General features: G+C 70.9%; 18 protein-coding genes. 14 read left to right on the top strand and 4 right to left on the bottom strand.

The window, feature by feature from the left end:
* Positions 1-89: 89 nt before the first annotated feature.
* Genes ACQP1K_RS15610 through ACQP1K_RS15600 form a run of 3 tightly spaced genes read left to right on the top strand, consistent with a single transcriptional unit; the run spans position 90 to position 2,834 of the window.
* Entirely contained in the window at positions 90-890 is an 801-nt protein-coding gene (locus ACQP1K_RS15610; protein WP_433496424.1) for an ABC transporter ATP-binding protein, read from the top strand.
* Positions 891-916: 26 nt separating this feature from the next.
* A complete protein-coding gene (locus tag ACQP1K_RS15605; RefSeq protein WP_433496423.1) occupies positions 917-1,768 on the top strand; it encodes an ABC transporter permease in 852 nt (283 codons plus the stop codon).
* A 19-nt stretch (positions 1,769-1,787) separates the two neighbouring features.
* Positions 1,788-2,834: an ABC transporter substrate-binding protein gene (locus tag ACQP1K_RS15600; RefSeq protein WP_433496422.1), complete on the top strand. Its 1,047-nt coding sequence runs from the start codon at positions 1,788-1,790 to the stop codon at positions 2,832-2,834.
* Positions 2,835-2,967: 133 nt separating this feature from the next.
* Here the strand turns inward: ACQP1K_RS15600 and ACQP1K_RS15595 are convergent, their stop codons facing one another.
* Complete coding sequence (locus tag ACQP1K_RS15595; RefSeq protein ID WP_433496421.1) at positions 2,968-4,539, bottom strand: class I adenylate-forming enzyme family protein; 1,572 nt, start codon at positions 4,537-4,539, stop codon at positions 2,968-2,970.
* A gap of 99 nt (positions 4,540-4,638) precedes the next feature.
* Here ACQP1K_RS15595 and ACQP1K_RS15590 point away from each other — a divergent pair, with 99 nt between their 5' ends.
* From ACQP1K_RS15590 to ACQP1K_RS15560, 7 genes are all read left to right on the top strand, one after another.
* A complete protein-coding gene (locus tag ACQP1K_RS15590) occupies positions 4,639-5,451 on the top strand; it encodes an enoyl-CoA hydratase/isomerase family protein (protein WP_433496420.1) in 813 nt (270 codons plus the stop codon).
* A gap of 29 nt (positions 5,452-5,480) precedes the next feature.
* Entirely contained in the window at positions 5,481-7,103 is a 1,623-nt protein-coding gene (locus ACQP1K_RS15585; protein ID WP_433496419.1) for a FadD3 family acyl-CoA ligase, read from the top strand.
* A complete protein-coding gene (locus tag ACQP1K_RS15580) occupies positions 7,104-8,060 on the top strand; it encodes an alpha/beta hydrolase (RefSeq protein ID WP_433496418.1) in 957 nt (318 codons plus the stop codon). It abuts the gene before it with no gap.
* Positions 8,057-10,453, top strand: coding sequence for an SDR family oxidoreductase (locus ACQP1K_RS15575; RefSeq protein ID WP_433496417.1), 2,397 nt, complete (start codon positions 8,057-8,059; stop codon positions 10,451-10,453). The genes ACQP1K_RS15580 and ACQP1K_RS15575 overlap by 4 nt, the downstream gene beginning before the upstream one ends.
* Before the next feature lie 68 nt (positions 10,454-10,521).
* A complete protein-coding gene (locus ACQP1K_RS15570; protein WP_433496416.1) occupies positions 10,522-11,667 on the top strand; it encodes an acyl-CoA dehydrogenase family protein in 1,146 nt (381 codons plus the stop codon).
* Positions 11,668-11,691: 24 nt separating this feature from the next.
* Positions 11,692-12,903 (top strand): acetyl-CoA C-acetyltransferase, encoded by a 1,212-nt coding sequence (locus ACQP1K_RS15565; RefSeq protein WP_433496415.1) that lies wholly within the window; start codon positions 11,692-11,694, stop codon positions 12,901-12,903.
* 5 nt (positions 12,904-12,908) lie between these two features.
* Complete coding sequence (locus tag ACQP1K_RS15560; protein ID WP_433496414.1) at positions 12,909-13,943, top strand: LLM class F420-dependent oxidoreductase; 1,035 nt, start codon at positions 12,909-12,911, stop codon at positions 13,941-13,943.
* A gap of 185 nt (positions 13,944-14,128) precedes the next feature.
* Here the strand turns inward: ACQP1K_RS15560 and ACQP1K_RS15555 are convergent, their stop codons facing one another.
* The 3 genes from ACQP1K_RS15555 to ACQP1K_RS15545 are packed head-to-tail and all read right to left on the bottom strand — an operon-like array spanning position 14,129 to position 16,895.
* On the bottom strand, positions 14,129-15,067 hold the full coding sequence (locus tag ACQP1K_RS15555; protein ID WP_433496413.1) for a Gfo/Idh/MocA family protein: 939 nt from the start codon (positions 15,065-15,067) through the stop codon (positions 14,129-14,131).
* Positions 15,064-15,222 (bottom strand): hypothetical protein, encoded by a 159-nt coding sequence (locus ACQP1K_RS15550; protein ID WP_433496412.1) that lies wholly within the window; start codon positions 15,220-15,222, stop codon positions 15,064-15,066. The genes ACQP1K_RS15555 and ACQP1K_RS15550 overlap by 4 nt, the downstream gene beginning before the upstream one ends.
* A gap of 47 nt (positions 15,223-15,269) precedes the next feature.
* On the bottom strand, positions 15,270-16,895 hold the full coding sequence (locus ACQP1K_RS15545) for a flavin-containing monooxygenase (protein ID WP_433496411.1): 1,626 nt from the start codon (positions 16,893-16,895) through the stop codon (positions 15,270-15,272).
* A 59-nt stretch (positions 16,896-16,954) separates the two neighbouring features.
* Here ACQP1K_RS15545 and ACQP1K_RS15540 point away from each other — a divergent pair, with 59 nt between their 5' ends.
* The 4 genes from ACQP1K_RS15540 to ACQP1K_RS15525 all read left to right on the top strand — a co-directional run bounded on the left by ACQP1K_RS15540 (position 16,955) and on the right by ACQP1K_RS15525 (position 20,975).
* Entirely contained in the window at positions 16,955-17,866 is a 912-nt protein-coding gene (locus ACQP1K_RS15540; RefSeq protein ID WP_433496410.1) for an SDR family NAD(P)-dependent oxidoreductase, read from the top strand.
* 27 nt (positions 17,867-17,893) lie between these two features.
* Positions 17,894-18,808: an alpha/beta hydrolase gene (locus ACQP1K_RS15535; RefSeq protein ID WP_433496409.1), complete on the top strand. Its 915-nt coding sequence runs from the start codon at positions 17,894-17,896 to the stop codon at positions 18,806-18,808.
* Positions 18,809-18,964: 156 nt separating this feature from the next.
* Positions 18,965-20,113, top strand: a complete 1,149-nt coding sequence (locus tag ACQP1K_RS15530) for an ABC transporter substrate-binding protein (protein ID WP_433496408.1) — start codon at positions 18,965-18,967, stop codon at positions 20,111-20,113.
* Positions 20,114-20,117: 4 nt separating this feature from the next.
* A complete protein-coding gene (locus ACQP1K_RS15525; protein ID WP_433496407.1) occupies positions 20,118-20,975 on the top strand; it encodes a branched-chain amino acid ABC transporter permease in 858 nt (285 codons plus the stop codon).

Raw genomic sequence — 20,975 nt, 5'->3', positions numbered from 1 at the left:
GGATTGTAGGTGCCCGCCATGCTCCGTATCTTATCAATCATTGAACTACAGGAGGCGCACTGCGGTGGCGCTCCGGGAAAGGCTTGACGATGCCGCCATTACCGCACGAGGGCACTCCGGCCACCGATATCAAGATCGCGGTCCGGCGGCTGGGCAAGGTGTTCTCCACCGGCGCCGGTTCCGTACGGGCGCTGGAGGACATCACACTCGATGTACGGGACGGCGAGTTCCTCTGCCTCCTCGGCCCCTCGGGCTGCGGCAAGACCACCCTGCTCAGGGTGATGGCCGGCCTGGAGAAGCCGTCGAGCGGCACGCTGGAGATGCGACACGACGATCCGTCGAAGTCGCTGTCGGCGGTCGTGTTCCAGGACTATTCGGTGTTCCCGTGGAAGACGATCCGCAACAACGTGATCTTTCCGCTGCTCCAGGCCGGTGTGCGCCGGTCGCGGGCCCGGGAGCTCGCCGATCACTGGCTCGCGCAACTCGACCTCGCCGGATTCGAGGACGCCTACCCCGACACGGTCTCGGGCGGCATGAAACAGCGGGTCGCGATCGCGCGTGCCCTCGCCGTACAACCCGAGCTGCTGCTCATGGACGAGCCGCTCGCCGCGCTGGACGCCCAGCTCCGCCTGCTCCTGCAGGAGAAGCTGCTGGACCTGTGGCAGGCGAACCAGAACAGCGTCGTCTTCGTCACCCACTCGATCGACGAGGCGCTCCTGCTGGGGGACCGCATCGCGGTGATGAGCGCCCGGCCCGGCCGGATCGCCACGGTGATCGACGTGCCGTTCGACCGGCCCCGCGACCCCGACGAGATCCGCGCCTCGCCCGGCTTCGCCACCCTGCGCGACGAGATCTGGCACCGACTGCGAAGGGAACTGCAACCCGCATGACCGCCGCGATCCGCGACCAAGGCTCCGTGAGCGCCCCAGACGCCGACGGCGTGGCCGCCGCCGGCGGCGGCTGGCGATCGATCAGGCCGGGACCGGCGGAGACGGACCCGCGTGGGTACGCCCGGCGCCGCAGGCTCACCGAGCGCGGTGTGGCGATAGCCGTGCCGGTCGCACTCGTCGCCCTGTGGCAGGTTCTGGCCGCCGCCGGGGTGCTGGAGGGCAACTACTTCCCGGCGCCCACGACGATCGCCGGGTCCTGGGCCGAGCTCGTGTCGAGCGGCGTCTACCAGGAGTCCGTGCTGGCCAGCCTGCAGCGCATCGTGGCCGGCTACCTGCTGGGCGGCCTCACCGCCGTCCTCCTCGGCCTGGTGATCGGCTCGGTGCGGCTGCTGCGGGTGGCCCTGGAGCCGACGATCTCGGCCCTGTACACCGTGCCCAAGCTGGCGATCCTGCCGCTGCTCCTGCTCATCTTCGGCCTGGGCGAGATGAGCAAGATCCTGCTGGTCGCGCTCACCTGCTTCTTCGTGGTGCTGATCAACACGATCGACGCGGTCAGCGGCGTCTCCTCTCGCTACCACGACGTGGGCCGCTCCTGCGGCGCCTCCCGCTGGGCGACCCTCTGGCACATCACCCTGCCCGCCGCGCTGCCGCAGATCCTCACCGGAATGCGCATCGCCTCCGGACTCGCCGTCATCGTCATCGTCGGCGCCGAGTTCGTCGCCGCCGACGCCGGCCTGGGCTTTCTCGTATGGAACTCATGGAACCTCGGCGTCCCCGAGCACATGTACGTCGGCATCGTGTCGATCTCGCTGATCGGCGTCGCCTTCGGCCTCGTGCTGCGGGGCGTCCAATGGCTGCTCACTCCCTGGAACAGATGATCCCCCGAAAGGAACAACCGTGATCGCACGGCTCTTTCCGCGCCGTCGCGTCGTGGTCGCACTCGCTGTCTCTATCCTCGCGCTCGGCGGTCTGACCGCCTGCGGCGGCGACGAGACGGGCGACACCACGGCCGCAGGCAGCGACAGCGGCTCTCGCACGCTCAAGGTCGGCTACATCTCCGGCACCTCGCTCGCACCGGCCTTCGTCGCCGACGACCTGGGCTGTTACAAGAACGAGGGCCTGGCGATCGAATTCCAGCCGATCAGGAACCCGGCCGACGCCATCGCCTTCCTCGCCTCTGACAAGATCGACGTCTACGTGGGGTCGCCGTCGGCCGGCATGTTCAACCAGGTGGCCAAGGGCGCCGAGCTCAAGATGGTCGCCTCCCTCGGCTCGATCGACACGCCCGAGGGCGAGGAGGCGCCCAGCGGCCTGTTCGGCGTCAAAGACGTGAAGTCGGTGGCCGACCTCAAGGGCAAGCGCGTCGCCATGCTCGGCTCGGTCGGCTCGGCCACCTCCTATCTGCTGGGCAGGTCGCTGGAGGCGGGCGGCCTCACCTTCGCCGACGTCGAGCTGGTCTCGCTCGGCGGCTCCGACATGGTGCCCGCGCTCAAGAACAAGGGGGTCGAGGGCGCCCTTCTGTTCGCGCCGGAGACCCAGAAGGCGGTCGAGCAGGACATCGCGCACGCGCTCACCGACTCCAAGCAGGCCTACGGCAGCGACACCACGGCGGGCATCATGTACGGGCCCAAGCTGCTGAAGGAGGACAGGGACGCCGGTGTGCGGTTCCTCAAGGCGAACGCCTGCGCCGTCAAGCGGTTCGAGGGCGACTGGCGCAAGGACGCCGAGATCGTCAAGATGCTGGCGGACTTCATGAAGGTGCCGGAGAACACCATCAGCGGGGGCGGTCTCTACGCATTCGACGCCAGCCTGGCAGTCAACGAAAAGACCCTCACCCAGATGCAGGAGATGTTCATGCGGGTCGACGGCATCCTCACCTATCCGGAGATCCTCCCGGTCGACCGCCTGATGGACGACGCCATCCGTGCCGAGGCCGTCGGATAGGCCGAGCCGGGCGGCGATCGCCCTGAGCCGACGACGATCGGCCGCGGGCCCGAGTGCGCTCCAGCACCGGACCCGCGGCCGATTCCGCTGTCCCGTCACCCCCGCCATGATCCCGCGGTGGTGAGTGCGAGAATCACGGCTGGGGTGGGGCGGCGGCCCGCAGTTCGCGGCGCAGCACCTTTCCCGCCTCGTTGCGCGGCATCGTGTCCACGGGGGTGAAGGCCACCGGTACCTTGTACGGGGCCAGCCGGTCACGGCACCACGCCTCCAGCGCGGCGGAATCGACCCGCCGTCCCGGCGCGGCCACGATCCAGGCGTGGGGCACCTCGCCGAGGCGGCGGTCGGGCACCCCGGCGACCGCCGCGTCGCGTACGGCCGGGTGCCGCCTCAGCACCTCCTCGACCTCGTCGGGGAAGACCTTCAGTCCGCCACGGTTGATCATGTCGCTGATCCGGCCCTCGATCCAGAGGAACCCGTCGGTGTCGAGGCGGCCGACGTCGCCCGTGCGCAGGAAGCCGTCCACGAACCGGTCCTCGCCGTTCGGGCGCGGCGTCGCGTACCCGCGCATCCGGTAGGGCGAGCGGATGTGGATGTGGCCGCGCTCGCCCATGGGCAGATCCCGGTCGTTCTCGTCCAGGACGCGCACGTCGACGTCGTCGTACGGCCGGCCGGCCGCACCGAGCTTGGTCGTCCCGAAACGCCGGATATCGTCGATCGTCCAGCCGACCACCTCGCCGCCGAGCTCCGTCTGGCCGTACGAATTCAGCACCAGCACACCGAAACGGTCGTGGAACCGCTGCGCCGTGACGGGGGAGAGCGGTGCGGTGATCGAGCGCACGATCTTCAGCGGCTCCAGCATCTCGATCTCGTCGCTGTCGCAGAGCATGGTGATCATCGCGGGCGCCAGCACGGTCGAGGTGAGCCGGTGCGTGCGCACCGCCTCGGCGAAGCCCGCCGGAGTGAACCGGTCGAGCAGGACCACACCGAATCCGGCACGGAAGGAGAAGAGCGTGTTGAAGATGCCGGCCCACAGCGCCAGCGACAGCGGGACCAGATTGACCCGGATCGTCGTCGCCGGCTCACGCACGTCCGAGACACGCTGCCGCCGCAGCTTGCGCAGGCTCGCGTCCAGTGCGTCCATGGTGCCGTCGTGCCGCAGCAGGACGGACTTGGGCTTTCCCGTGGTCCCGGATGTGCGCAGGACCAGGGCGATCTCGGGGTCGTAGGCCGGCGCCGAGTCCGTCACCGGCCGCCGGACCCGTGCGGTCCAATCCGTGTCGTCCAGTTCCACCATGCCGACGCCGACGATCTGCCGGTCGAGGTCGGCCGCGCCGCCGAGGAGGAGCGAGACCGGGGTGTCGCCGATCAGCTCCGCCACCTCGTGGCTCGTCAGGCGGCTGTTGATCGGCATGTAGACGCCGCCCGCCGTCCAGACGGCGAACATGGCCACCACGCCGGAGGTCCCGGAGCCGATGAGCGCGGCGACGGGGTGGCCGGGCCGGACGCCGGCCAGGGTCAGCCCCTCCGCCACCCGGGATACGGCGGCACGGAGCCCGGCCAGGGTGAGGGCGCCGCCGGCCGAGTGCACGACGGTGGCCCCGTCGAGTGCCGGTAGCTCTTCGATGAGCCGCACCAGGGACGGCCCGGGTCGCCGGAACGAAAACCGGGAGGGTGGTTCATCCCCCTGCGGAACGCTCGTGATCATCGCCCTCTCCTACCTCATGCGATCATCAATCATTATAAAGATAGTCTACATCGCGTGATTGGGGGTGGCGAGTTAAGGGGCAATCTTTATAATGCTTGCATGCATAGGGACTATCCCGCAGTCGAGGGGGTCGCCATCCGGTTGACGGAAGGCGTGCTGGAGCTGCGGCTGAACGACCCGCGGCGGCGCAACGCGCTGGGTGACCGCTCGCTGCGCGCGCTCATCGACGCCCTGGAGACGGCCCAGAACGACGAGGCGGTCCGCGCCGTTCTCCTGTCGGGCGAGGGCGGCGACTTCTGCAGCGGTTTCGACATCGTCACCCGCAACTCCGGCGGCGGGGGGCGGCCGCGGCCGGGAGCGATCCAGCGCCGTCTGCCCTCGCAGGCCCACCGGCTGATCCCCCAGATGTGCGAGCTCCAGGCGCCGGTGGTGTGCGCCGTGACGGGCTACGCGGTGGGGATCGGGTTTCAGCTCGCGCTCGCCAGCGACTTCGTGGTCGCCGACACCTCGGCGACCTTCTGGCAGCCGTTCATCACCCGGGGGATGACGCCGGACAGCGGCGCCACCTGGCTGACGGCGCGTGCCGTCGGGCCGATGCGGGCCCGCCGACTGCTCATGCTCGGCGAACGCCTCGACGCACGCACCGCCCTCGAGTGGGGGATCGTCCACGACCTGGTGGAGCCCGGGACGGTGGCCGAGACGGCACGCGCGCTCGCGGCCAGGCTGGCCGCCGGGCCCACGGTGGCGCTCGGGCTCACCAAGGCCCTGATCAACCAGGCCGGCGACGCCGCGCTGCGCGAGCAGCTGCCGGCCGAGGCGTTCTCCCTGGAGATCTCCTCGCGGGCACAGGACTTCCGAGAGGGCCTCAGCGCCTTCATGGACAAGCGCGAGCCGAAGTTCTCCGGAAAGTGACAGCCACATTGACAGGGCCGGGAGGGCCAATGGAGACTGACCAGGCGGCGACGCGGACCGTGCCGCGGATGTTGCTGGACCGGGCCGAGCGCTACGCCGACCGGCTCGCCGTGATCGACGGCGAGACCACGCTGACCTACCGCGAGCTGCTCGACGCCGCCCTGGAGACGGCGCGCGCCGCCATCGCGCTCGGCATCCGGCGCGGCGACCGGGTGGGCATCTGGGCGCCCAACTCACACCGGTGGGTCGTCGCCTCGCTCGGCCTGCACTGCGCCGGCGCCACCGTGGTCCCGCTCAACACCCGCTACCGCGGGAGAGAGGCGCGCGAGATCCTGGCCCGGGTGCGGGCCAGGGCGGTCTTCGTCGACGACGGCTTCCTCGGCTACGACTACGCCGAGGCCGTACGGCGGCGTGACGAAGACGACGACGCGGTCGAGGCGGCACTCGCCGACCTGATCGTGGTCGACATGCTCGACGGCGCGTCCGAGGGCGGCCGGCGCCTGATGGGCTGGGGCGACTTCCTGTCCGGGGGCGCCTCCGTTCCCGCCCATGCCGCGACCGAGGCCGCCCTGTCCGTCGAGCCCGGCGACCTCAGCGAAATCATCTTCACCTCCGGCACCACCGGAGCGGCCAAGGGCGTCATGATCCTGCACGGACCCTGCCTGGACCTGTACGCCGATTACGGGCGGATCTGGGGGCTGCGGCCGGGTGACCGCTATCTGGTGTCGCTCCCGTTCTTCCACACGGCCGGCAACAAGGCGGGCCTGATCACCTGCCTGATGTACGGGCTGACGATCGTGCCCCTGGCGGTGTTCGACCCGGTCGAGGTCATGCGGATCGTGGAGTCCTGCCGGATCTCGGTCATGAACGGGCCGCCCACCGTCTACTACTCGCTGCTGGAGAGCCCGGAGCGCGACTCCTACGACCTCGGCTCGCTGCGCGTGGCCGCGACGGGAGCGGCCGTCGTGCCGGTGGCGCTGGTCGAGCGCGCCCGCTCCGAGCTGCCGTTCGAGCACTTCATCACGGCCTACGGGATGACCGAGTGCTTCGGCACGGCGACCATGTGCCGGCAGGGCGACTCCGCCGAGGTGATCGCCCGCACCAACGGGCGGGCACTGCCGGGCGTCGAGCTGCGGGTGGTGGACCCCGAGGGGCGCGACCTGCCGCCGGGCGAGCAGGGTGAGGTGCTGATCCGGGGCTCGAACGTCACCCCAGGATACTGGGAGGACCCCAAGGCCACCGCCGAGGCGATCGACGCGGGCGGCTGGCTGCGCTCCGGCGACGTCGGCACGCTGGACGCCGACGGGAACCTCAAGATCACCGACCGGATCAAGGACCTGTTCTTCGTCGGCGGCTTCAACGTCTCGCCAGCCGAGGTCGAGCAGGTGCTCGCCCGTCACCCGGCGATCTCGGAGCTGGCGGTCGTCGGGGTGCCGGACGAACGGCTCGGCGAGGTGCCCAAGGCGTACGTCGTGCCCCGCACGGGCGTCGAGGCCTCGGCCGACGAGATCATCGCCTGGGCACGTGAGCGGCTGGCCAACTTCAAGGTCCCCCGGACGGTGGAGTTCGTCGGCACGCTCCCACGCAATGCCAGCGGAAAGATCCTCAAGCGCGACCTCCGCGGCGGCGCGCCCCATCACCAAGGGGTGTGAATGCTCGACACAGAGGTGTCCGGACTCCTGAAGGTCTTGGACGAGGGGTTTCCGCCGGTTCACCAGATGACAGGAGCGCAGGCGCGGGCGGCGGTGGCGGCCCGGCGCGCGCCGGTCGACAACCTCGATGACGTCCGCGCCGCGGAAGACCGCGTGATCGACACCGAGGACGGATCGCTGCGCGTGCGGATCTATCATCCGCACGGTGACGGCGGCGAGCCCTTACCGGTGATCGTCTTCTTCCACGGCGGCGGATTCGTCCTGTGCGACCTCGAGAGCCACGACGGGTTCTGCCGCCGGATGGCGAAGCACACCCGGGCGGTGGTCGTCTCGGTCGACTACCGGCTGGCTCCCGAGCACCGCGCGCCGGCCGCCGCCCGGGACGCGTACGCCGCGGTGCGGTGGGCCGCGCTGCACGCGGCCGAACTCGGCGGCGACCCCAACCGGATCGTGACCGCGGGCGACAGCGCCGGCGGCAACCTGGCAGCCGTCGTCTGCCTCATGGCGCGGGACCTCGGCGGACCGCCGATCGCGGCGCAGATCCTCGTCTATCCGGTCATCGAGCCGTCGCTCGACTCCGACAGCTACCGCAGGTACGCCACGGGATACTTCAACACCAGGGACGCGATGCGGTGGTATTGGCGGCAGTACCTCGGCGGCGACGCCGTGCCGGAGCCCGCCCACCATGTGGCGCCGCTTCGGGCGGCCGATCACGTCGGCCTGCCGCCGGCCGTCGTGGTCACCGCCGGGCTCGACCCGCTGTGCGACGAAGGCCGGGACTACGCCGCGGCACTCGCCCGCTGCGGCGTGCCGCTCGTCCACCGCCACTACCCCGGGCTGTTCCACGGCTTCCTGACCATCGCGGCGTTCGGACCCGCCGTCTGCGCCCGCGACATCCTCTGGGCCGACATCACCTCGATCCTCCCCGGCGCGACCCCTTGGAAGGCCCCCGCATGAACACCGGCGACGACATCCTCCGGCCCGAGACCTGCGACGTCCTCGTCGTCGGCGCCGGCTTCGCCGGCCTGTACGCGGTGCACCGATCGGTCGCGGCGGGATTCACCACGATCGGCGTGGAGGCCGCCCCCGGTGTCGGCGGCACCTGGTACTGGAACCGTTACCCGGGCGCGCGCTGCGACGTGGAGAGCATCGACTACTCCTACTCCTTCGACCCGGAGTTGCAGGACTCCTGGGTCTGGAGCGAGCGCTACGCGACCCAGCCGGAGATCCAGGCCTACCTGGAGCACGTCGCCGACCGGTTCGGGCTGCGCCCGCACTTCCGGTTCGGCCGGCGGGTGGAAGGCGCGCGCTTCGACGAGGGCTCGTCGGCCTGGACGGTGACCACCGACACCGGCGACGCCTACCGGGCGAGGTTCCTGGTGCTGGCCACCGGCAGCCTGTCCGCGCCGCACCGGCCCGGCATCTCCGGGGCCGACGACTTCGCCGGCGAGGTGCTGTTCACCGCGTGCTGGCCGCACGAGGACGTCTCCTTCGCGGGCAAGCGGGTCGGCGTCATCGGGACCGGCTCCTCGGGCATCCAGTCGATCCCGATCATCGCGGAGCAGGCCGCTTCGCTGACGGTCTTCCAGCGGTCGCCCAACTACAGCGTTCCGGCGTTCAACCGCCCGCTGACCGAGGAGGAGCAGGTACGCATCAGGGCGGAGTATCCCGAGCGGCGCAGGAAGTCGGCCTACAGCGGCGCGGGAACCCCGCACGAGACCTATCCCAGGGGCGCCTTGGAGATCGACGACGCCGAGCGCCTGGCCGCGTTCGAGGCGCGCTGGAAGGAGGGCGGCGTCCTGTTCGCGAAGACCTTCCCGGACCAGACCGTCGACGAGGCCGTCAACCGGCTGGCCCGCGACTTCGCCGAAGCCAAGATCCGGGCGATCGTGACGGACCGGCGGGTCGCTGACGACCTCATCCCGGTCGATCACCCGATCGGCACGAAGCGGATCTGTACCGACAGCGGCTACTACGAGACCTTCAACCGCGACGACGTCACGCTGGTGAACCTGCGTCGCGAGCCGATCACCGCGATCACCGAGCGGGGGATCAGGACGACCGCCGGGTCGTACGAACTCGACACCATCGTCTACGCCACCGGTTTCGACGCGATGACCGGCGCGGTGAAGCGGATCGACATCCGCGGCGCCCGCGGCGCCGAGATCGGCCGGGTGTGGGCGGACGGGCCGGTCACCTACCTCGGCATGGCGATCCCCGGCTTCCCCAACCTGTTCACCCTCAACGGGCCCGGCAGCCCGTCGGTGCTCGCCAACATGGTCCTGACCGCTGAGCAGCAGGTGGACTGGCTGATCGACCTGATCGCCGACTGCCGGAGCCGGGGCTTCACCGAGGTCGAGGCGCGGGCCGACGCGGCGGCCAAGTGGACCGAGCACGTGAGCGAGACCGCGCACAAGACGCTGTTCCCCCGGGCCGACTCCTGGTATATGGGCGCGAACATCGAGGGGAAGAAGCGGACCTTCATGCCCTACATCGGCGGGTTCGGCAACTACCGCAGGATCTGCGACCAGGTGCGGGCCGACGGATACGAGGGTTTCGTGCTGACGGAGCGGAAGGGGGCCGGGGCGATGACCGCCCGGACGGCGGCGGTCCGGCCCGTGCCCGGCGGGCCCGTTATCGGCCTCGCCGGGAAGGTCGCGATCATCACGGGGGCCGCCCGGGGGCAGGGGGCGGCCGAGGCCGAGCTGTTCGTACGGCTCGGCGCGACCGTCGTGATCACCGATACGAACGAGCGCGACGGCAGGGCGCTGGCCGACCGGCTGGGCCCGTCGGCGTCGTTCCTGCCGCTGGACGTCACCGACGGTTCCGCCTGGTCCCGGGTGGTGGCGGAGACGACGGCCGTGCACGGGCGGATCGACGTCCTGGTCAACAACGCCGGTGTCTGGCGCAAGGCGCCGCTGGAGGAATGGACCGAGGACGAGCTGCGCGGCATGCTCGACGTCAACCTGATCGGCCCGATTCTCGGCATGCGGGCCGTCGTGTCGGCCATGCCGGCCGCCGGGGGCTCCATCGTCAACGTGGCGTCGACCGCCGCGATACGCGGCCACGGCGGGGCGCTGCCTTACGCTTCGTCCAAATGGGGCCTGCGCGGGGCGAGCCGCTCGGCGGCCCAGGAGTACGCCTCGCGCGGGATCCGGGTCAACTGCGTCTGCCCGGGGGTGGTGGACACGCCGATGATCGATGCCGCGGCCCTGGACCTGTCGCGCCAGCCGATGCCGCGCGCCGGGACCGCCGAAGAGATCGCGAACATGGTCGCGTTCCTCGCCAGCGACGCCGGCGCGTACTGCACCGGCGCCGACTTCGTCGTCGACGGCGGCGCCACCGCCTAGCCCCGCCTCACCGTCCCTGTATTTACACTATTATAGTAATGATAGAGACTACTGGAGAGGGTGTGGGGATGGACGGCGGGGACTTCGCCTCGGTTCTGGAAACGGTCCGGAGATTCGTACGCGAGGTCGTGGTGCCCGCGGAGGACGTCATCGAGGAGACCGACGAGATTCCCGAGGAGATCAGGCGCGGAGCCGCGGAGATGGGCCTGTTCGGCTACGCGCTGCCGGAGGAGTACGGCGGCCTGGGATGCGACGCGCTCCAGGACGCGCTGCTGGCGATGGAGGCCGGCTACACCACGCCCGCCTTCCGCTCCATGTTCGGCACGAACAACGGCATCGCGGGGCAGGTCCTGGTCAACTTCGGCACCGAGCGGCAGAAGCGGGAGTTCCTCCCGCGGATGGCCGCCGGCGAGTGCGTGGCCGCCTTCGCGCTCACCGAGCCCGAGGCCGGGTCCGATCCGAGCGGGCTGCGCACCGGTGCCGTCGCCGACGGCGGCCACTACGTCATCAACGGGCAGAAGCGCTTCATCACCAACGCCGGCCGGTCGGACATCCTGCTGGTCTTCGCCCGCACCGGCGGTCCCGGCGCCGACGGCATCTCGGTCTTCGTGGTCGACACCGACACGCCCGGGGTGACCGTGGGACCGCCGGACCGGAAGATGGGCCAGCGCGGCTCGACCACGTCCGAGATCTTCTTCAGGGACGTGCGGGTGCCCGCCTCCCGCCTCGTCGGCGAGGTGGAGAGCGAGGGGTTCGGTGCGGCGATGCGCTCCCTGGCCAAGGGCCGCCTGCACATCGCGGCCTGCTGCGTCGGCATGGCGCAACGGCTCGTCGACGAAAGCGTCTCCTACGCCGCCTCGGCCCGGCAGGGCGGCACCGTCATAGGTGAGTTCCAGCAGGTCCAGGCGCTCATCGCGGAGTCGCAGACCGACCTCCTGGCCGGTCGAGCCCTGGTCCTGGAGACGGCCAGGGCCTACGACAGCGGCGCCGACCGGCGGCTGGCGCCGTCGAGCGCGAAGCTTTTCTGCAGCGAGATGGTCGGCCGCGTCGCCGACCGGGCGGTGCAGATCCACGGCGGCAGCGGATACATCCACGGGGTCGCGGTCGAGCGCTTCTACCGGGATGCCCGGCTCTACCGCCTCTACGAGGGGACCAGCGAGATCCAGAAGGTGATCATCGCGAGGCGGCTCCTCAGCACCGCGACCGTGCGGTGATCCCGCCGACGACAGGAGTGCATCATGCGTGACGCTGTGATCTGTGAACCCGTACGGACGCCGATCGGCCGTTACGGCGGGGCGCTGCGGGCGCTGCCGGCGGCCGAGCTCGGCGCGCAGGCGCTGCGCGGCCTGCTCGCCCGCACGGGCATCGCCCCGGAGGTGATCGACGACGTCGTCCTCGGGCACTGCTATCCGACGAGCGAGGCCCCGGCCATCGGACGGGTGGTGGCCCTGGACGCCGGCCTGCCGGTCACCGTGCCCGGCCTCACCGTCGACCGGCGCTGCGGCTCCGGGCTCCAGGCCGTCCTGTACGCGGCCCGGCAGGTCGGCGTGGGCGACGCGGAACTGGTGATCGCCGGTGGGGTGGAGAGCATGAGCAACGCCGCCCATTTCTCCCGCGACATCCGCTGGGGCGCCGGCCAGGGCGAGGTCAGACTCCACGACAGCCTGGAGCGCGGCCGGGTCACCGCGGGCGGTCGCCGCCACCCCGTCCCGGGGGGCATGCTGGAGACGGCGGAGAACCTCCGCCGCGAGTACGCCATCCCGCGCGAGGAGCAGGACGCACTCGCCGTCCTGTCCCACTCGCGCGCCGTGGCGGCGCAGCGCGACGGCAGGGCGGCCGAGGAGATCCTGCCGGTGATCGTACCGGTCAGGGGCGGCGAGGTGATCGTCGACACCGACGAGCATCCGCGGCCGGACACGACCATGGAGGCGCTCGCCCGCCTCCGCCCGATCCGGGCGGCTGTCGACCCGGAGTCCACGGTGACCGCGGGCAACGCGAGCGGCCAGAACGACGCGGCCGCCCTGTGCGTCGTGACGACGGCGGAGCGGGCCGAGGCGCTCGGGCTGCGGCCGCTGGTGCGGCTGGTGTCGTCGGGCGTCGCGGCCGTCGAGCCGCACCGGATGGGCATCGGTCCGGTCCCGGCCACGCGGATCGCCCTGGAGCGCGCGGGCATCACGATGCCGGACGTCGACGTCATCGAGCTCAACGAGGCCTTCGCGGCACAGGCGATCGCGGTGATGCGCGAGTGGGGCTTCGGCGACAAGGACCTGGAGCGCGTCAACCTCCGCGGGTCCGGGATCTCGCTCGGCCATCCGGTCGGCGCCACCGGGACCCGTATGGTCGGCGCCCTCGCCCGGGAGCTCACGCGCCGCGAGCAGCGCTTCGGCCTGGCCACGCTGTGCGTCGGCGGCGGCCAGGGGATCGCCGCGGTCTTCGAGCGGATCGGCTGAGCACGGTGGGCGACCTCAAGCTGGGACTGGCGCTGGGCTACTGGGGGGCCGGGCCGCCACCGGGGCTCGCCGACCTGGTGACGATGGCGGAGCGCCTGGGATTCGACTCGATGTGGGCCGCCGAGGCGTACGGCTCGGACGCGCTCACGCCGCTCGCCTGGCTGGGCGGCCGGACGCGGCGGATGCGGCTCGGCACGTCCATCATGCAGATGTCGGCGCGGACCCCCGTGGCCACGGCGATGGCCGCGATGACGCTCGACCACCTGTCGGGGGGCAGGTTCGTGCTCGGGCTCGGCGCCTCCGGCCCCCAGGTCGTGGAGGGATGGTACGGCCTGCCGTACCCGAGGCCGCTCGCCCGCACCCGGGAGTACGTCGCGATCCTGCGCAAGGCGATGGCGCGCGAGCGGGTGGAGTTCGAGGGCGAGCACTACCGCCTGCCCCACAAGGGCGGCAGCGGGCTGGGCAAACCGCTCCGCTCCACCATCCATCCGCTGCGCGACGACCTCCCGATCCTGCTGGCGGCCGAGGGCCCGAAGAACGTGGCGCTCGCGGCGGAGATCGCCGACGGCTGGCTGGCGATGTTCTACTCGCCCTACGACGACGCGTACCATCGCACGGCCCTCGCCGAGGGATTCACCCGGAGAGGGGAGGGCGCGGCCCCGGAGACGTTCGAGGTCACATGCCGGGTGAACGTCGAGTTCGACGACGACGTCGAGGCGGCGGCCGACCGGGTCCGGCCGATGCTCGCGCTCTACGTCGGCGGCATGGGGGCCAGGGGGGCCAATTTCCACTACGAGGCGTTCGCCCGGATGGGCTTCGCGGCGGAGTGCGCCCGGGTCCAGGAGCTCTACCTGGCCGGCCGCAAGGCGGAGGCCGCGGCCGCGATCCCGCTGGCGATGGTGGAGAAGGTCGCGCTGGTGGGGCCACGCGACAAGATCGCCGAAGAGCTCGATGCCTGGCGGTCGTCGCTCGTCACGACGATGCTGGTCTCCGGGGACGCGGCGAGCCTCGCCGCGATCGCGGAACTGGTGAAGGGCTGAGCACACGCCGGCCACTGCGCCGGTCGGCCGTACCCGCCTGACGGGCACCGTTGCGGAAGTCCCTGGTCGGTGCGGTCGGCGCGCCGGGAGGACGCTCCGGTCCGCTGCCGGCACGCGGTCCTCCCTCCCTCCCTCCCTCCCGCTCCGCTCCCTGCCACCCCATTGACGATCACACGACCGGCCCGCTAATCGGCCCAGGACGCCTTGGCTCTGGCGTCCGCGAGGAGCTCGGCGCAGGCCAGCCCGTCGGCGAACGTGGGCAGGCCCGCGGCGTCTCCCGTCATGACCGCGTCCCTGACCAGGGCGCACCAGGTGCGTACGGCGGTCATGAACGTCTCCGGGCCCCACTCGGCGGCGCTCGCTTCCGGCGGCAACGTCGCGTCGTCCAGCCGCAGGCCGCCGTCGGCGCGCAGCTCGAAGGTCGCCTCCGTCCCCGAGATCACGACGCGCGGTGCGACCAGCCGGGCGTCCGCGCCCGAGCTGACGACGGTGAAGCGGGCTCCGCGCTCCGTGCCGCCGGCGAGCGCGCACCCGGTCTCGGCGAGGCCGGAACGGGTGCCGCCGAAGAAGGCGGCCGACGCGATCTCGGGCCTGCCGGCCCAGAGCCTGATCGCGTCGAGCGTGTGCGAGACGGAGGCGCCCAGCCACCCGCCGCCCGCCGTCCGGTCCGACTGCCATCCACGGGGGCGGACCCGCCAGTTGGGCCGGCTCTCGTGCCAGTCGATCGCCTCGACCGTGCCGATGGTCCCGGCGTCGATGAGCGAGGTGACCAGCCGCCGCCAGGGTTCGTAACGCAGCTCGAAGTTGAGCAGGCACAGCGCGTCGGCCGCGGCGCCGAGCCCGGCCATCCTCCGCGCGGCATCGAGGCCGGCGCCGAACGGCTTGTCGCACAGCACGTGGCGGCCGTGCTCCAGCGCCGCGACGACGTCCGCCTCGTGGGCCGCCGGCGCGGAGTGGACGCTGATGAGATCGACGTCGTCGCGCCGGCAGAGCTCTGCCACGGCGGCCCGATCGCGGGGTGAGACGACCCCGGCCACCTCGACGCCGTCGGTGCCCGCGAACGCCGGGGCCATCACGTTCGCGCCGAAGCCGCCGCCGATGACGCCCACACGCACGGCGGTCATCGGATCACGACCGGGTCGATCGGTGTCCCGCCGCCGTGGACGATCCCCAGTGGCGCTGCCGTGTACGGGAAGGACCACCGGCCGCCGGTCACGCATGTGTCGGCGGGGTCCGTGCCGTCCGGCACGTTCGGCCGCGGATCGGCGAGGGACGTCATGCCCGCCTCCGCACGCGCGTCGTAGAATCGGCGAAAGTTCATCATTGCTATCTCATGCTCGTCATGGGCGATGAGGACGGACGGCCAGGCGTCCGGGAGAAGGCGAAACCCGCGTAGCCGTCCGCGGCGACCTCGGCGCACTTCCGCGCGTGCCGGTCGAATCCGCCGGGATACGGGATGAACACCCGGCTCCCGTCGTCCTCGTTGACGTGGACCATGTAGTTCGGGGTCCGGTAGCGCAGCATCGGGGCGGCCATCTCGGCGACGTGCGCGGTCCACTCCCGCTGCGCCTCCTGCGTCGGCTCGACCCGGGTGTGCCCGTGCCTGGCCATGTACGCGATCAGGTCGCCGATGAAATCGGCCTGCTGCACGCTCGTGGGGAAGAAGTTCGCCAGCACCGACGGCGAGCCCGGCCCGTTGACGATGAACAGGTTGGGCAGCCCACGCACCTGCAGCCCGAGGTAGGTCTGCGGCCCGCGGGCCCAGAGGTCGGCGAGCCCGGCGCCCTCCGCGTTGCGTATGCCGGCCTTGTAGAGCGAACCGGTGAAGGGCTCGAACCCGGTCGCGAACACCACCAGGTCGCACTCGTAGTGCGCCGACCCGGTCTGGATGCCGGTTTCGGTGAACCGCTCGATCGGGTCCGTGCGGATGTCCACCAGCGTGACGTTGTCGCGGTTGAACGTCTGATAGTAGCCGGTGTCCACGCAGAGCCGGCGGGTGCCGATCGGATAGGCCGTGGGCATGAGCTTGTCGGCCGTGCCGGGATCGGCGACGATTTCACGGATCTTGCCCCGGACGAACTCGGCGACCACCTCGTTGGCGGACGGGTCGGTGCCCTGGTCGGTGAAGACCGTGCCCATGGCGTGTCCGCCGTACGCCCAGCGCCGCTCCAGCAGGGCGGTCCGCTCCTCGGTGCTGAACGAGGCCGCGGGCCCGGCGCCGAGCGGCAGATCCGTGCCGCCGGGATGCTCCAGGCACCGCTGCGCCAGCTCCTCGACCAGGGTGACGTGCGCGTTGTGACGCTCCGGGTCCGCCGGGCCGTTCTGCGCAGGCACGGAGTAGTTCGCCGTCCGCTGGAACACATAGAGGTGGTCGGCGCGGGGTGCCAGCATGGGGATCACCTGCACGCCGGTCGCGCTCGTGCCGACGACGCCGATGCGTCTGCCGTCGACCTCCACCGGCTCGTGCGGCCACTGCGCGGTCAGCACGGTCTCGCCCCGGAACTCCTCGAGCCCCGGGAAGTCCGGCACCCGCGCGGCGGAGAGCGGACCGGTGGCCATGACGAGGAACCGGCCCTCCAGCGTGAGCCCGGTGTCGGTGGTCACGGTGTAGCGGTCGGCCGCCGGGTCGAAGGCGGCGCCGGTGACCCAGGCGCCGAAGTGGAATCGGCGCTTGACGTCCCACCGCTCCGCGGCGAACTCGAGGTACGCGAGCAGCTCGGGCTGCGACGGATAACGCTCAGCCCACGTCCACTCGCGATAGAGCTCCGGATCGAAGTAGGAGTAGTAGATCCCCTCGAGATCCACCCGTGCGCCCGGATATCGGTTGTGGTACCAGACACCGCCGACGCCCGAAGCACCCTCGACCCCCACCACCGACAGGCCCTGCCGGGCGAACCGGTGCACCGCGTAGATACCGCCGATCCCGGCGCCGACCACGATGACGTCATGCATATTGCTTGTCTATTCTATTATTGCTAAGTTTACAACCTCACGCGGAAAGAGGAGCGACCATGGCGGCGGCGAGCGGACTCACCGACCACGCGATCGTGGTCACCGGCGCCGGCCGCGGCGTGGGGGCCGCCGCCGCGGCCGAGTTGGCGCGGCTGGGGGCACGCGTCGTGATCAACGACATCGACGAGGTGAGCGCCAGGCGGACGGCGGCCGGCATCGAAGCGGAGGGCGGCCGGGCCGTCGCGCAACCGGGCGACGTCTCCGTACGGGCCGACGCCGCTGCCCTGGTGGCGCGCTGCATCGACGAGTTCGGCCGGATCGACGGCCTGTTCAACAACGCCGCGCTCATGGCGATCGGCGACTTCGCCGAGTACGACGACCGGCTGCTGCGCCGCCTTCTCGACGTCAACGTCGTCGGCGTCGCCAACTGCGCAGCCGAGGCCGTCGGGCCGATGCTCCGGCAGGGCTCCGGCGCCATACTCAACGTGACCTCCGGCGCCCACCTGGGTCTGCCGCACATGAGCCTCTACGCCGCCACGAAGGGCGCGGTGGCCACGCTGACCTACGCCTGGGCCGCCGAGACCGCCGGCACCGGTGTCCGGGTCAACGCGCTGTCGCCGCTCTCCCTCGGTCACATGACCCGGATGACCGATGACTACCTCATCGCCAAGGGGCACGCCGACGCGCCGGTCGCCGCACCGCCGCCCGAGAGCAACGCCCCCGTCGTCGCCTACCTGCTGTCGGACCGCGCCGGGGACGTGCACGGCCAGGTGGTGCGCATCACCGGGACCGGGCTCTCGCTGATGACCCATCCCGCGATCATGACGCCGGTCCTCGACCGTCCGGTGTGGAGCTACGACGACGTCGACCGGGCCTTCCGCGAGATTCTCGGCGCGCGGCAGGCGCCGATCGGCATCGCGTACGGCGAGCCCGCGACGGCCGCGCCCGCTCCGGCCGTCCCGTTCGACTGAAGAACACGACCTGGTTCGGAGGGCAACGTGCCGATCTTCCTCGACCCGGAGCTCGCCCCCTACGCGCACGCTCTGCCGTCCACCGACATCGCCGATCCGGTCGCCGCGCGCGCACGCCTCGCCGCACTGCGCGCCGGCCGGCCGCCGTTCGAGGTCCCCGGCGACCTCGTCCGCGCACGCGCCGAGCCGGCCGGTGTCCCGGTGCTGACCTTCCGTCCCTCCGCTCCCGCGCCGACGGCGCCCGCGATCGTCTATCTGCACGGCGGCGGTTTCGTCATGGGCGACGCGGAAGGAGACCAGCCGCTGGCGGCGCAGCTGGCCCGGGCGGTCGGCGGCCTCGTGCTGTCGGTGGACTATCGGCTCGCGCCCGAGCATCCGTATCCCGCCGCGCACGACGACGGGTACGCGGTGCTGCGCTGGGCGGCCGCCAACGCGGGCGAACTCGCGGTCGACCCCGGGCGGATCGCGATCGCCGGTTCGAGCGCCGGCGCCTGCATCGCCGCGGGCATCGCGCTGCGGGCCCGTGACGACGGCGGCCCGCGCCTCGCCGCCCAGCTACTGGAGATCCCCGTCCTGGACGACCGGGCCGAGACCGGATCGGCGCGGTACGAGCACACGCCGATGTGGACCCGTACGAACATCCTGGACAGCTGGGCGCACTACCTCCGGGGCGTGGACGGCGTCCCCGCCTACGCCGCCCCGGCGCGGGCCGGAGACCTGCGCGGGTTGCCGCCGGCGTACGTCGGCGTGTGCTCCGCCGACCCGCTGCGCGACGAGGGCATCGACTACGCTCGCCGGCTCACCGATCAGGGCGTGCAGGCGGAGCTGCGGATGTACCCGGGCCTGTTCCACGGCGCGACCGGAATGTTCCCCGGCCTCGACGTCACCCGGCGCGCCCGGGCGGCGCTCCTCGACGCGGCCGCACGACTGCTGAGCTCCTGAGCGGTCTTGCCAAGCACGACCTGCCATGTCATCATTAAACATAGCTATCTTAGCTAAGATAGTACCTTTTCTGATAGAGATCACCTCCGAAGTGGAGATACCGTGAAGCGTCGCCTCAGACTTCTCGTCGGGCTAGCCGCAGTCGGCTCCATGGTGATGACCGCTTGTGGTGGCGGCGGGGACGAGCCACAGGCGGACAGTGCGCCATACAAGATCATGATCAGCGCCGGTTCGGACGCCGGGGGCCAGACCGACCAGCTGACCACCGGCGTCATCTCGGCCAGGGCCGCCGTCACGGTCGTCAACGACGCCGGCGGCATCAACGGCAAGCCGGTCGAGCTCATCGAGTCCCCCGACAACGCCGACCCGCAGAAGGCGCTTTCCAACCTCCGGGCCCAGATCGCCAAGGACAAGCCCAACGCCTACCTCGTGGCGTCCGGGTCGAACGTCAGCTCCGCTGTGGCGGGCATCCTCCGCCAGAACGAAATCATCTTCCTCGACTCCGGCAACTCGGCGGACACCAACAAGCCGGCCGAGAATCCGTACGCGTTCCACCTCGCGGCGCCGTTCAGAACGGTCGTCGAAGGATACATTCCGCAGTTCGAGCAGGACGGCTACAAGAAGATCGGCGTGCTGCACGGCAACTCGGCGTACGCCAAGCAGTTCGGCGCGCTGGCGGAGTCGGTGTTCACCGAGAAGGGCTACGAGACCTCGGTCGTCGAATACGACGCCAAGGCTCTGGACATGACCGCGCAGATCTCGGTGCTGCAGGCCAAGAACCCGGACGTCCTGGTCTTCAACGGCTACGGCGCCCCGGTCGGCCTGGTGCTCCAGGGCATCACGAAGCTCGGCTGGAACGTGCCGATCCTCGGTGACACGTCGGTGACCTCGACCCCGCTGGTGACGACTCTGCCGCCGGACGGTCTCATCGGCACCCCGGAGACGGCGAACCTCAAGATCGAGGTGACCAAGAGCGTCAACGTCGAGACCGCGAGCGAGGCCACCGAGAAGGCCATCGAGGCGATGAAGTCGGTGGGCGAGATCAAGGCCAGCCTCAACAACTGCCTCAACTACGACGCGGTCATGCTGCTCGCCGCCGCGGCCAACCACGCCAAGAGCAACGACACCAAGGCGGTCGCCGACGCGCTGCTGCTCCCCGAGGTCAACACCGAGGCGGGCACCGCCGTTTACGACACCTACCCCTACACCGCCGACGACCACCAGCCGCAACTGCCGATCGAGACGCACACGTTCGTCGCGCCCGGTGTGCTGAAGGACGGCCAGATCGGCAGCGCGGAGAACTGACGGTATGACGCTGATCTACGCCGGCCTGTCGCTCGGCGCGGTATACGCCCTGGTCGCGATCGGCTACAACATCGTCTTCATCGCCTCCCACTCCTTCAACTTCGCGCAGGCGCAGTTGATGATGATCGGGGCGTTCGTGACCTACACGGGTTACGTGACGTTCAAGCTGCCGACGGTGGCCGTCCTCGCGCTGGCGATGGTCGTGGTCGCGGTCCTCAGCGCGATCGAGGAACGGATCGCGATCCGGCCCGTGTCCGATCACCAGACGCAGCTCATCACGACGCTGGGGTTCGGCACTATCCTCACCGGCGTAGCTCAGCTCATCTGGGGCACCCAGCCCCTGCAGGTGCCCTTCTTCGCCGGTGCCGGGGTCCTCACGATCCTCGGCGGCCGGGTCTTCCCGGTCGAGGTCGCGCTGGTGGTGTTCGCGGTCGCCCTGGTGGTCGCGATCACCTACTACACCCGTCGGCGGATGGGCGGCCTCGCCGTCGTCGCCATGTCGCAGGACGAGGAGGCGGCGACGCTGCGCGGCATCGACGTGCGCATGCTCGCCTTCGCCGCCTTCGCCGTCACCGGAGTGCTGGGCGGCCTGATGGGAGCGGCGATCGGACCGAAGACGTTCGCGGTCGCCTCCCTCGGCGCCGCTCTGGCCATCAAGGGCTTCGTCGCCCTCGCCATCGGCGGGTTCGGCAGCATGTACGGCGGTCTGCTCGGCGGGTTCGCGATCGGGCTCATCGAGCAGTACGTGGCCCGCTACCTGGGCTCCAACTTCACCAACCTGAGCATCTTCGTGGTGCTCCTGCTCGTCCTGATGATCCGGCCGACCGGGCTCTTCGGTCGCGTCCAGGAACGGACCGTGTGA

Source organism: Sphaerimonospora sp. CA-214678 (assembly GCF_050942215.1).
Lineage (GTDB): Bacteria > Actinomycetota > Actinomycetes > Streptosporangiales > Streptosporangiaceae > Sphaerimonospora.
The sequence above is the reverse complement of the archived record's forward strand: the minus strand, read 5'-3'. Positions and strand labels throughout refer to the sequence as shown.

What these genes read in the sequence shown, in the direction of transcription:
- ACQP1K_RS15530 (WP_433496408.1), top strand. Translation starts at nt 18,965, where the DNA reads ATGACCGCTTGTGGTGGCGGCGGGGACGAGCCACAGGCGGACAGTGCG.
- ACQP1K_RS15585 (WP_433496419.1), top strand. Translation starts at nt 5,481, where the DNA reads ATGGAGACTGACCAGGCGGCGACGCGGACCGTGCCGCGGATGTTGCTG.
- ACQP1K_RS15610 (WP_433496424.1), top strand. Translation starts at nt 90, where the DNA reads ATGCCGCCATTACCGCACGAGGGCACTCCGGCCACCGATATCAAGATC.
- ACQP1K_RS15540 (WP_433496410.1), top strand. Translation starts at nt 16,955, where the DNA reads ATGGCGGCGGCGAGCGGACTCACCGACCACGCGATCGTGGTCACCGGC.
- ACQP1K_RS15595 (WP_433496421.1), bottom strand. Translation starts at nt 4,539, where the DNA reads ATGATCACGAGCGTTCCGCAGGGGGATGAACCACCCTCCCGGTTTTCG.
- ACQP1K_RS15575 (WP_433496417.1), top strand. Translation starts at nt 8,057, where the DNA reads ATGAACACCGGCGACGACATCCTCCGGCCCGAGACCTGCGACGTCCTC.
- ACQP1K_RS15525 (WP_433496407.1), top strand. Translation starts at nt 20,118, where the DNA reads ATGACGCTGATCTACGCCGGCCTGTCGCTCGGCGCGGTATACGCCCTG.
- ACQP1K_RS15580 (WP_433496418.1), top strand. Translation starts at nt 7,104, where the DNA reads ATGCTCGACACAGAGGTGTCCGGACTCCTGAAGGTCTTGGACGAGGGG.
- ACQP1K_RS15590 (WP_433496420.1), top strand. Translation starts at nt 4,639, where the DNA reads ATGCATAGGGACTATCCCGCAGTCGAGGGGGTCGCCATCCGGTTGACG.
- ACQP1K_RS15555 (WP_433496413.1), bottom strand. Translation starts at nt 15,067, where the DNA reads ATGACCGCCGTGCGTGTGGGCGTCATCGGCGGCGGCTTCGGCGCGAAC.
- ACQP1K_RS15565 (WP_433496415.1), top strand. Translation starts at nt 11,692, where the DNA reads ATGCGTGACGCTGTGATCTGTGAACCCGTACGGACGCCGATCGGCCGT.
- ACQP1K_RS15570 (WP_433496416.1), top strand. Translation starts at nt 10,522, where the DNA reads ATGGACGGCGGGGACTTCGCCTCGGTTCTGGAAACGGTCCGGAGATTC.
- ACQP1K_RS15550 (WP_433496412.1), bottom strand. Translation starts at nt 15,222, where the DNA reads ATGACGTCCCTCGCCGATCCGCGGCCGAACGTGCCGGACGGCACGGAC.
- ACQP1K_RS15545 (WP_433496411.1), bottom strand. Translation starts at nt 16,895, where the DNA reads ATGCATGACGTCATCGTGGTCGGCGCCGGGATCGGCGGTATCTACGCG.